12 protein-coding genes are annotated in these 11,744 nt (G+C 32.7%); 8 read left to right on the top strand and 4 right to left on the bottom strand.

Annotated features, from left to right (window positions below):
- The coding region (gene ctlX / locus ACJAZK_RS08745; RefSeq protein ID WP_415223599.1) for a citrulline utilization hydrolase CtlX at nt 1-809 on the bottom strand (809 nt) is incomplete at its 3' end.
- Nucleotides 810-897: 88 nt separating this feature from the next.
- Entirely contained in the window at nt 898-1,245 is a 348-nt protein-coding gene (locus ACJAZK_RS08740) for a hypothetical protein (protein WP_415223598.1), read from the bottom strand.
- A gap of 85 nt (nt 1,246-1,330) precedes the next feature.
- Between ACJAZK_RS08740 and ACJAZK_RS08735 the strand changes: the two genes are divergently transcribed.
- The 4 genes from ACJAZK_RS08735 to ACJAZK_RS08720 all read left to right on the top strand — a co-directional run bounded on the left by ACJAZK_RS08735 (nt 1,331) and on the right by ACJAZK_RS08720 (nt 6,614).
- Nucleotides 1,331-3,106 (top strand): M14 family metallopeptidase, encoded by a 1,776-nt coding sequence (locus tag ACJAZK_RS08735; RefSeq protein ID WP_415223597.1) that lies wholly within the window; start codon nt 1,331-1,333, stop codon nt 3,104-3,106.
- Between the two features lie 156 nt (nt 3,107-3,262).
- Entirely contained in the window at nt 3,263-4,708 is a 1,446-nt protein-coding gene (locus ACJAZK_RS08730) for a RimK family protein (protein WP_415223596.1), read from the top strand.
- A gap of 2 nt (nt 4,709-4,710) precedes the next feature.
- Nucleotides 4,711-5,937, top strand: a complete 1,227-nt coding sequence (locus ACJAZK_RS08725) for a glutamate-cysteine ligase family protein (protein WP_415223595.1) — start codon at nt 4,711-4,713, stop codon at nt 5,935-5,937.
- Nucleotides 5,934-6,614 carry an N-formylglutamate amidohydrolase gene (locus ACJAZK_RS08720; RefSeq protein WP_415223594.1) on the top strand — a complete coding sequence of 227 codons (681 nt, stop codon included), beginning with the start codon at nt 5,934-5,936 and terminating at the stop codon, nt 6,612-6,614. The genes ACJAZK_RS08725 and ACJAZK_RS08720 overlap by 4 nt, the downstream gene beginning before the upstream one ends.
- Before the next feature lie 9 nt (nt 6,615-6,623).
- Here ACJAZK_RS08720 and ACJAZK_RS08715 read toward each other — a convergent pair whose 3' ends face one another.
- Entirely contained in the window at nt 6,624-7,205 is a 582-nt protein-coding gene (locus ACJAZK_RS08715; protein WP_415223593.1) for an NUDIX hydrolase, read from the bottom strand.
- 124 nt (nt 7,206-7,329) lie between these two features.
- Between ACJAZK_RS08715 and pyrE the strand changes: the two genes are divergently transcribed.
- Nucleotides 7,330-7,974 (top strand): orotate phosphoribosyltransferase, encoded by a 645-nt coding sequence (gene pyrE, locus ACJAZK_RS08710; protein WP_415223592.1) that lies wholly within the window; start codon nt 7,330-7,332, stop codon nt 7,972-7,974.
- A gap of 32 nt (nt 7,975-8,006) precedes the next feature.
- A complete protein-coding gene (locus ACJAZK_RS08705; RefSeq protein ID WP_415223591.1) occupies nt 8,007-8,402 on the top strand; it encodes an SRPBCC family protein in 396 nt (131 codons plus the stop codon).
- On the opposite strand, the gene ACJAZK_RS08700 is transcribed toward ACJAZK_RS08705, so the two are convergent.
- Nucleotides 8,399-9,130 carry a biotin--[acetyl-CoA-carboxylase] ligase gene (locus ACJAZK_RS08700; protein WP_415223590.1) on the bottom strand — a complete coding sequence of 244 codons (732 nt, stop codon included), beginning with the start codon at nt 9,128-9,130 and terminating at the stop codon, nt 8,399-8,401. The genes ACJAZK_RS08705 and ACJAZK_RS08700 overlap by 4 nt on opposite strands.
- Nucleotides 9,131-9,226: 96 nt before the next feature.
- Between ACJAZK_RS08700 and rsfS the strand changes: the two genes are divergently transcribed.
- On the top strand, nt 9,227-9,598 hold the full coding sequence (rsfS, locus tag ACJAZK_RS08695) for a ribosome silencing factor (RefSeq protein WP_415223589.1): 372 nt from the start codon (nt 9,227-9,229) through the stop codon (nt 9,596-9,598).
- A 35-nt stretch (nt 9,599-9,633) separates the two neighbouring features.
- Nucleotides 9,634-11,670 (top strand): ATP-dependent zinc metalloprotease FtsH, encoded by a 2,037-nt coding sequence (gene ftsH / locus ACJAZK_RS08690; RefSeq protein WP_415223588.1) that lies wholly within the window; start codon nt 9,634-9,636, stop codon nt 11,668-11,670.
- The last annotated feature ends 74 nt before the right edge of the window (nt 11,671-11,744 follow it).

Below are 11,744 nucleotides of genomic sequence, written 5' to 3'. Positions count from 1 at the left end.
GAAGTAAGACTATCATGAGCAGCCTTACTCATCACTAAATAACGTTGATCATTTTCTCCTTTTACTTGCAACATATTACCAGCAAATTGGTGCATTTGTGATTCAGAAATCACTATGATCGTCTTGCCATTTGCTTTTAAGCTTTTAGTCACCTGTTTACGCTCTTTCTTATCGTCAATCGCATCCAGGCATATTACTGAAAACTGCTCAGCCAAACACATCATTACATTCGTATGATAAATTGGTAAACGCGTACCATCAACATTTTGATAGGCTTTAAATATAACTGGTGTATATTCAAAATCTTCGCAAAATTCTATAAACAAATCTTCGTCTGCTCTAGCTGACAGAGCACAATAGGCTTTTGAATTCATACGATCCAAAAGCAAACTTCCTGTTCCTTCTAAAAAGAAACCTTCATCTTCTGCACTCGTATAGTCTATAATATTATTAATTTGAAAGCCTTCTTTTTCTAAATTAGTAAGAATATCCTCCCGTCTTTCTCTCCGACGATTTGCAGCAAACATTGGATAGAGACCTACGTCACCATTTTCATGAAAGCTCACCCAATTATTTGGAAAAATAGAATCTGGAGTATCCATTGATTTGTCATCGTGCTCAACAATAACATGAACACCAACGGCTCTCAACTTTACAACAAGATCATCAAACTCAATTTGTGCTTTTGAGTTAATTTCTGCGTTTTTTATGTCTAAAGCTTCTTGAAAATAATTATTGATAGCGGTTTGCTCATTCATCCTAAAATTAACGGGACGAATCATTAAAATTGTATTTGTAGTTTGTAACATGACTTAAAATTAAGGAAGTGCTAAATTAATTAAAATAAGCACAGGAATCATACCGCGCTTCTATTATTAACATTAATATGCAACCAGTCTAAGGCCTCCTGTCGCTCTCTAAATAATCTAATATTCCAATTATTATTTTGTTGAGATTCATTATTATTTTAGTCGCCATTTCTGCATTATAATTATACACAACAACAACTGCTCGATATACAATATCCTTTAGGTCACCCATCGCTAATTGTGCCTCAAATGTATGAGAATAGGCATTTTCCATATTTATTAATATGGAAAATGGTGGCTTTAATTGAGATCGCAATAAATTTTGATAGGCTTCAACTTCTGGTTTATCTAAGATTGTGCCTTCATTAAAGATGACTTCGGCAATGTGAGGATTAATCAAGTTGATTTTTCCGAAAGGGAGAATAAATACTTTCATTATAGCTATTAGTTTAGAAGGATAAATAAAATTAAGATTAACTTTGAAATGATTTAATTGACATTTATCAAGAAATGAACAACATATGAACAATTTGACATATCTATTTAAAAACCAGAACCTAATAAAACTAAATATCATCGTATTATCCCTTTGCGTTTGGTCTTGTTCGACTAAAAGTGATACTAAAACATGTGATTTCACAACACAATTTGAAAAATCTGAAGGCTTAGAAACAGCAACTTATAAGGAGACCATTATGTTTTATGAGCGCCTAGCAGCAACATTTTCCGAAGTAAAAATTGATAGTATTGGCGAAACAGATTCAGGTAAACCACTTCATATCATAACACTAAATCCTGATTCAAATTTTGATTTTTCTGAAATAAGAAAAACCAAACGTATTCTATTAATCAATAATGGAATTCATCCTGGAGAGTCTGATGGTATTGATGCTACAATGATGTTATTTCGAGATATCGTTCAAGGCAAAATTGACATGCCTGAATCTACTGTTTTAGTAACGATACCCATTTATAATGTTGGTGGGAGTTTAAACAGAAATTCAACAACGAGAACGAATCAAAACGGTCCGATATCTTATGGATTTAGAGGCAATGCTCGTAATTTTGATTTGAACCGGGATTTTATAAAGTCTGACACAAAAAACGCTAGAACCTTTGCTCAACTATTTCATTTGGTTCAACCTGATGTGTTTATTGATAATCATGTGAGTAATGGTGCCGATTACCAATATACGTTAACGCATTTATTTACGCAGCATAATAAATTAGGAGGTGAACTTGGTGAATTCTTACATACTAAAATAATGCCTCAACTAGAGCAAAATCTCGCTGACAAAAATTGGGATATCACTCCTTACGTAAATGTCTTTAATAGTACTCCTGAGCAAGGGTTTAGCCAGTTTATGGATTCTCCCCGTTATTCAACAGGTTACACAACCTTATGGAATACATTAGGTATGATGGTAGAAACTCATATGCTAAAACCTTATGACAAGCGTGTTGAAGGAACTTATGAGCTCATGAAAAGCATGATAGAAATTACTGAGAATGAAGGCGAGACGATTTCTAAATTACGAAGAAATGCAGTAAAAAATATAAGAAATAAAAAAAGCTACTCTCTACAATGGTCTATTGATACCACAAAAACAACAATTTTAAATTTTAAAGGATTTGAAGGCAATAGCATTGAAAGTGATTTAACTGGTGCACAGCGATTAAAGTATGACCGAAATAAACCATTTACAAAAAAAATAAAGTATCAAAATTATATGTCCTCAACTTTGGAGGTAGAGATTCCAAAAGCTTATATAATTCCTCAAGGATGGTGGAACGTTTTAGAACTCTTAGAAGTAAATAATATTGAAATGAACCGTTTAGAAAAGGATACGACTCTTACTGTGAATACATATACTATCAAAAGCTATGACACGAGAAAGCAAGCTTATGAAGGTCATTATTCCCATTATAATGTGGCGTTAGATATTTCCGAAGAAAAAGTAAGCTTTTTTAAAGGTGATTATATAATTGATACTAATCAAAACGGAATTAGATATCTATTAGAAACCTTAGAACCACAGGCTCCTGATTCATTTTTTAGCTGGAACTTTTTTGATACGATTCTACAACAAAAAGAAAGCTTCTCACCTTATGTTTGGGAGGACTTAGCACAAGAATTGTTGAGAAGTAATCCAAAGCTACAAATAGCTTTCAATCTAAAAAAGACATTCAATAAAGAATTTGCTGATAATTGGTTTGCACAGTTGGATTGGTTGCATAAACAGAGTGAAAATTATGAAAAGGCACATTTGCAATACCCCATTTATAAACTGTTTTAATAAAATTAAAAAGTCATCAAATTTTAATCTAAAAATATATGTAAATATTTGATTAATAGTTATTTAAATTCAAAATATTTATTTTTTATCTTTTGTAAAAGCAAACATAATTTTATATAAATTTGTTCAAAATTATATCGATTTTAGACGTCAATCATGAATAAACTTATTGTTGTCAATCAACCAGAGAAATGGAATTTTTTGATTGATAATATTACCGTAATATCCTCACAAGAGTATCTTACTAACCCTAAATTTTCGCAACTAAAAAAAGCCAGAATTTTTAATCTCTGTAAAGACTACTCTTACCAATCTAAAGGCTATTATGTGTCTCTTTTAGCAGAAGCAAGAGAACATTTACCAATACCAACGGTCAAAAACATTGTGGATCTACGAGCGTTAAAATTAGTTCGTATAGTCTCAGATGAATTTGATGACGTGATTCAGCAGAGTTTAAAAAGTATAAAATCTCGTGAGTTTACATTAAGTATTTATTTTGGACAAAATGTAGCGCAAAAATACAAGGAGTTGAGTAGTTTGTTTTACAAACATTTTCAAGTTCCCTTTTTAAGAGTGAAATTTAGTCATAATCTAAAGTGGACGATACAGAGTATTAAGGCTATTTCAGAATCAGAGATCCCGCAAGAACATTTTGAAACCGTACAAATTTTCGCTAATCAGTATTTTGGAAAGAAGCGATACGATACTCCAAAACTTTCGAACTACGACTTTGATTTAGCTATATTGGTTAATCCCAATGATCCAGCACCTCCAAGTAATCCCAAAGGATTAAAAAAATTCTTAGAAATCGCTGAAAAATTGAATATTTATGCAGAGATTATTGAGCCTAAAGACTTATCAAGACTATCCTCTTTTGATGCTTTATTAATTCGTCAAAGCACAGAAGTAAATAATGAAACCTATGCTTTTGCACGTAAAGCGCAACAAGAAGGGATTGCTATTGTTGATTATCCAAATGCTATTTTAAAATGCTGCAATAAAGTTTATATGGCCGAAGCTTTAAATAATGCAAATATTGCAACACCTAAAACTGTTATTATTCATAAAGACAATAAAGATAAAGTTCTAAAAATAGTTGGTTTACCCTGTGTATTAAAAGCTCCAGATTCTACATTTTCTTTTGGTGTAAAAAAGGCTAAAACAGAAGAAGAATATGATGGTTTAGTTACAGAAATGCTGAAAGAATCAGACCTCATAATTGCTCAAGAGTTCTGTCCCTCAGATTATGATTGGAGAATTGGTATAATTGATGACGAACCATTCTATGCCTGCAAATATTACATGGCAAAAGACCACTGGCAAATCTATAATTGGAATGCCAAAAAAAAGAACGACCAAGATGGCGAAGCAGACTGTTTACCTCTTGAAGAGGTTCCAAAAACAGTTCTAGATATGGCAATAAAAAGTGCAAAACTAATAGGTAAAGGCCTGTATGGAATTGATATTAAAGTGGTAGATGACCATCCCATGGTTATTGAAATAAACGACAATCCAAACATTGACTTTGGTGTAGAAGATTTATACTATGGAGATAAGGTCTACGCCACCATATTATTAGCGTTAAAATCTAGATTAGAATAATCATGAGTAAAAGATATCACCTATTTGAAGTTTTTGGTATTGAGCTAGAATACATGCTTATCAACACGTCAACGTTCAAAGTTGCACCACTAGTTGATCAATTATTAACCTTAAAAAACGGTAACCTAACGTCAGATATAGACAATGGCGCTATTGCCTGGAGTAATGAATTAGTCGCTCACGTCGTGGAACTTAAAACAAATGGTCCTACAACAGATTTAGAGTCATTATCTGAGAAGTTTCATAAAAACATTTTAGAAATAAATCAATTATTACAATCAATAGATGTTAAATTATTGCCGACTGCCTCTCATCCATTAATGAATCCATCGAAAGATACAGAACTATGGAAACACAGTTATAGTGAAGTTTATGAACTCTATAATAGAATTTTTGATTGTAAAGGCCACGGCTGGAGCAATGTACAAAGTACTCATATCAACCTACCCTTTTACGACGACAAAGAATTTGAAAAACTCCATGCTGCCGTACGAGTTATTTTACCAATAATTCCGGGATTATGTGCAAGTTCTCCAATTTTGGAAGGTCATCTTACTGGTATTATGGATTCCCGTTTGGAATTTTATAAAACGAATCAGAAAGAGATTCCCGAAATGACAGGATTAGTTATTCCTGAACGTGTTTTTAGTAAAGTCGATTATTACGCAACCATTTTTGACCCTATAAAAAGAGCAATCAAACCTTTTGACACCAAAAGCATATTAGATCATCACTTTTTAAATTCTAGAGGCGCTATTGCTCGTTTTGATAGGAATGCTATAGAAATTCGTCTTATAGACATTCAGGAATGTCCCAAAGCTGATGTTGCAATCTGCATCTTAATCATTGAAGTTTTAAAAGCTTTAGTCAACAAAGAGTTATGTACACTACAAGCACAGAAGAAATGGACAAAGCAAGAATTATTTGACATCTTAAATGACGGAATAAAGTATGGAGAACTCGCAAGAGTTGTCAATTTTGACTATTTATCAATTTTCGGAATAAAAGAAATTTCAACAATGCAAAATGTTTGGCAACATTTGTATAACTGGGTTAAACCCAAACTATCTTCGGAAAATCAAAAGACAATTGAAATCATCTTAACTGAAGGATCTTTATCCTCTAGAATATTGAAAGCTATTGGAAATGATACTTCAGAAGCGAAAATCAAACAAGTGTATTCTGATCTTGCTGAATGTTTAGAAATGAATCAATTGTTTGTCAATTGAAACTAATCCTCACTTGTGAACATGGTGGAAATAAAATCCCAAATGAATATGTTTATTTATTTCAAGAAAACCAAAAGGTCTTAGAGACTCATAGAGGTTTTGACTTGGGTGCTCTCGATACTTTTGACTATTTAAAATCTCTTTCTGATTATTCAAAAGCGAGTACAACAAGTCGTTTGTTAATTGAACTAAATCGATCGCTTCATCATAGTCAGTTATTTTCAGAATATAGCAATAAATTAAGCGTAATTCAGAAGAATCAAATTACCTCAACCTATTACCATCCCTATCGACATGAGGTGTCATCAATAATATCAAACTTTATATCTAAAGGCGACACTGTATTGCATCTTTCTATACATTCCTTCACACCAACCCTTAAAAATATAAAGCGAGAGTGTGATATTGGTTTACTGTACGACCCTAAAAAACCCTCAGAGAAGCTGTTTTCAGCACTCTTAAAATCTAAAATTAAAGCAAAAAACCACAATTTAAAAATGAGATTTAATTATCCATACTTAGGAAAATCTGACGGTTTTACTACCTATTTAAGACGTCAATTTAAAATGAATTACACAGGTATAGAAATAGAAATAAATCAAAAACACTCAAAAGACAACCAAATGAACTTACTTATAAAAGACACCTTATTAGCTGCAATAAAAGAGATTAATTAATAAATTACCTTAAACCAATCTTCTAATATTAGCATAACTATTTCCCAACGCCTTTTGACTTTCTTCTATTGAAAGCCACTCTACTTTTGTAATCCCCTCTTCTTCTTGAGGTAATAATGGTCCTTTAAATAACGTTTTCATTTCAAACCAATAAGTTACTTTGATTTTATGTTTCCCGTTACGTTTAAAAATATGATAAGTCGTTTCTAATGGTCTTACGACTTCAAGGCCTTTTACGCCAGTCTCCTCCTCGACTTCTCGCATTGAAGTTTCTTCAATACTTTCATTTTTCTCTGCTTTACCTTTAGGCAAATCCCATTTATCATTTCTATAAATAAAAAGAACCTCTCCTTTTTCATTATAGACTTTTCCTCCGCCTGCTACAACATTTGGTAGCAGTTTTAGAAACTTTTTAATGAGTTTATCTTCATTTTTACCAATAAGTCTAACCTCTTTTAGAGCTGAAGAATTTAGTTTCTTTATCACCTTGCCTATATTTACTTCCGCCAGTAGGAAGTTTTTAAAACCATCTTCCTTTTCCACGGCAGTGGTTAAGATAATAGGTTTATCATTTACGAATATGTAATACATAAATTATAAGTGTAGCGTTTAAAAAGTAAAAATATCATTTTTATATAGATGATGCCTATTTTAAAATTCTTTTTTATTTCCTTTTCTAAAATTATTTTTATTAAAAAAAGTGTAGTTTTACACTATGACTTTTGACAAAGAAACTGCCAAACAAACCGCTGAAGTTTTATTGCAAATTAATGCAATAAAATTGCAACCTAACGAACCATTTATATGGGCGTCTGGATGGAAATCACCAATCTATTGTGATAACAGAATTGTACTCTCATTTCCACCAATTAGAAATTATATTCGCGAAACTATGGCGAAACATATTGAATCTCACTACGGAAAAGTAGATGTTATTGCTGGTGTTGCAACTGGTGCTATAGGAATTGGAATGTTAGTTGCTGAATATTTAGGCCTTCCGTTTATTTATGTAAGACCAGAAGCAAAATCTCATGGTCGCCAAAACCAAATTGAAGGTTTTATAGAGGCTGGACAAAATGTTGTTGTCGTTGAAGATTTAATAAGTACTGGAAAAAGTAGTCTTAACGCTGTAAAAGCGCTTAAAAAAGCTAATGTTAATGTTAAAGGTATGGTCGCTATCTTTTCTTATGGGTTTGATATCGCCAAGAGTAATTTTGAAACGGCTAATGTCGATCTTTATACGTTAAGCAATTACGAAAACCTATTAGAACAAGCACTTGACACCAAATATATAACCACTAAAGAACAAGAAGTTTTGGCCCTTTGGAATGCGAATCCAAGTGAATGGAATGCTATTTGATTATAGCTCTATAAAATTATAATCTTACACTTATGAAATTAGAATCACCAAAAACAACTATAAATAAATCAGCTCAAGATACGTTTGAATTTCTCTCGGATGTCAAAAACTTCGAAAAATTAATGCCCGAAAATATTAGTAAATTTGAAGTTCTTGATACTGATAAGTTTTTATTTGCCTTAAAAGGAATGCCAGAAATAGTGCTTAAAAAGAAAGAAGCTATAGCGCCAAACAAAATAGTTTTAGGCGCTGCTGGTGGAAAATTAGACTTTTCACTAACAGCAAATATAACAGAACCTAAACCTGAACAAAGCGTCGTAGAATTAATTTTTGAAGGGGAATTCAATGCAATGATGGCGATGATGATTAAAGGTCCAATCACCAAGTTTATTGAAACTTTAGCGACCAATATGCCTAAGCAAATCTAATAAAGAAGTGTTACTTCTTTAAGTTCAAATTCTTTAATAACACCATCTTCTATTAAAACTTGAAGATGCCCAGACTTTGAAACCCCTTTTATAAAACCAGAAAATAAAGAGCCTTTTGCATCCTCAAATGTAGAAGGTTTTTCTTTTCTAAATAGTTCAATTTCATAAAGGTCTTTGATATTAGTAAAATCACCGTCTTTCAATTGGGTCATATAAATTTGTAAATTGTCTATGACTTTTTTAAGGATCGCATCAATGTTATATGTTTTCCTAGAAACCATTTGCATCGATGTCGCCAATGGTAAATTATCAAAACACCTCTGGTTAACATTAAGACCAAAACCAATAATGCAAGCTTGAAGGCGATTATTCTTTATGACATTTTCAATTAAAACACCTGAAATTTTCTTTTGGTCTGCCAAAATGTCGTTTGGCCATTTTACTTTTACATTACTAATATAAAGCTCTTTTAATGTCTTTGATATCGCCAACGATGTCACCATACTAATCCAGAAACTATAGTGTATCGCCAAGAAAGAAACATCGACAAACACACTAGCCATAAGGTTTTCACCTGAGTTAGAACTCCATGAAGTTCCCATTTGACCACGTCCTTTTGATTGGGATGCTGCAACAACAACAGTGTAATTTTCTAATTTTTTTTCACCACTCAGTTGTCTTAAAAATGTACTTGTAGAGTCGATGGCATTAAGTTTGATTATGTGCATAGTAATGTGCTAGAAAAAATTATAAATTTCTTATGATAAATATCCGTTTATAAGACACAAAAAAATAATAACTTTGCACAAAATTAAATCAATTTAATGACGCAAAAAAATACGAGTCCAGATCAACTTATAACTACAGTTATTGCTGGTATTGAAGATGTAAAAGGAAAAGAAATTATAATTTTAGATCTTAGAGAACTTGAGAATACAGTTTGTGATTACTTTATTATCTGTGAAGGTACTTCTAATACGCAGGTTAACGCAATTGTAAATTCCATACAAAAAAAGGTAAGTAAAGAACACAGAGACAATCCATGGCACGTAGAAGGAAGCGATAACGCAGAATGGGTCTTAATGGACTATGTTAATGTCGTTGTTCACGTCTTTCAAAAACATATTAGAGAGTACTATGATATTGAAAGTCTTTGGGGAGATGCAAAAACGACACAAGTAGAAACAAGTTACTAAACATTAAAAAAAACCGAATTTACGGTACTATATAGATGGCAAAAGACAATAAAAATTTAAGTAAAAAACCAAAGTTTAATTCTTGGTGGATTTACGGTATCGTAATAGCAGTATTTTTAGGAATACAGATATTTTCGGGTATGAGTGGCTCTGGAGGTAAAAAAATAAACCCATCAGAATTTTTTAGTTTTATGGAGCAAGGCGATGTTGACAGGGTTGATATCGTTAATAAGCGCGAAGCACGCGTTTACTTGACTAAAGATGCACAAGACAAAGAAGTCCATAAGGCGTCGAAACCTTCAAGTATTTTACCTCAAGTGACCCCGTTACCAAATTATACCTTTGAGTTTGGTGATTTAAAATTATTTGAAGAACAAATCAATGCTACCAAAATAGAAAACCCAAATATAAATGTTCCTGTAGAGTTTAAATCTGAGGAGAATGTCTTTGGAAATCTTTTGTTTTCATTATTACCTTTTATCCTAATAATAGGTGTTTGGATCTTTATCATGAGGCGTATGTCTAGCGGTGGTGGCGGAGGCGCTGGTGGACAAATTTTCAACATAGGAAAATCTAAAGCCAAATTATTTGATGAGAAAACTGACGTAAAAACATCATTTAAAGATGTAGCAGGTTTAGAGGGTGCTAAAGAAGAAGTACAAGAAATTGTAGATTTTCTTAAAAATCCCGAAAAATACACCTCTCTTGGTGGTAAAATACCAAAGGGAGCACTATTAGTAGGTCAACCTGGAACAGGTAAAACCTTATTAGCAAAAGCAGTTGCTGGAGAAGCGAAAGTACCTTTCTTTTCATTATCTGGTTCAGATTTTGTCGAAATGTTTGTGGGTGTTGGAGCATCTCGTGTAAGAGATTTATTCAAGCAAGCCAAAGAAAAATCACCAGCTATCATTTTTATTGATGAAATAGACGCTATTGGTAGAGCTCGCGGTAAGAGTAATTTCTCAGGTTCTAATGATGAACGTGAAAACACACTTAACCAACTGCTAACAGAAATGGATGGTTTTGGAACTAATACAAACGTTATTGTACTCGCTGCAACTAACAGAGCAGATGTTTTAGATAAAGCACTAATGCGTGCTGGACGTTTTGATAGACAAATTTTTGTAGATCTTCCTGACGTGAGAGAACGTAAAGAAATCTTTGAAGTTCATTTAAGACCCATCAAACAAGCTGAAAAATTAGATATTGATTTCTTAGCAAAACAAACGCCAGGATTCTCTGGAGCAGATATTGCGAACGTATGTAACGAAGCTGCATTAATTGCTGCTAGAAATGGCAAAAAAGCGGTTGATAAACAAGATTTCTTAGATGCGGTTGATCGCATTGTAGGTGGTCTTGAAAAAAAGAATAAAATTGTTACTATTGAAGAGAAAAAAGCAATTGCTTTTCATGAAGCTGGACACGCAACTGTAAGTTGGATGCTAGAACACGCTGCACCTTTAGTAAAAGTAACTATTGTACCTCGTGGACAGTCATTAGGTGCCGCTTGGTACTTACCAGAAGAGCGTCTAATTGTAAGACCCGAACAAATGCTAGACGAAATGTGTGCTGCTTTAGGTGGACGTGCTGCAGAGAAAGTTATTTTTGATAAAATATCTACAGGTGCACTTAGTGATCTAGAAAAAGTGACAAAGCAAGCTAGAGCTATGGTTACTATTTATGGTCTTAGTGAGAAAGTGGGTAATATTACTTATTACGATTCTTCGGGTCAAGAGGCTGGATTTACAAAGCCGTATAGTGAACGCACAGCAGAACTCATAGATAAAGAAATTTCAGATATTATAGAGAAGCAATATCAACGTGCTATTGTATTGTTAGAAAACAATAAAGATAAGCTTACTGAGCTTGCAGCAGTTCTACTTGAAAAAGAAGTTATTTTTAAAGATAATCTCGAAAAAATATTTGGAGATCGACCTTTTCAAAAGCAAATAGACCAACGTCTGTTGCAATCTAATAAAACAGAAGAAGAAATTGTTGACAAAGATCGATCAAAAGATGATAACGAAACGGTGAAAGAAGAGGATGTAGATGAGCAAGTGAAAGAAGAATAAATCGATAGTTATTAATATATCTTATAAAAAACTTAAATTGACGTACATTAATTTAAGTTTTTTTTATATTTGAA

The sequence above is a fragment of the Psychroserpens sp. genome, from assembly GCF_047633235.1.
In the GTDB taxonomy this organism is placed as follows: Bacteria; Bacteroidota; Bacteroidia; order Flavobacteriales; family Flavobacteriaceae; genus Psychroserpens.
This window is presented reverse-complemented; position numbering and strand designations above follow the sequence as displayed.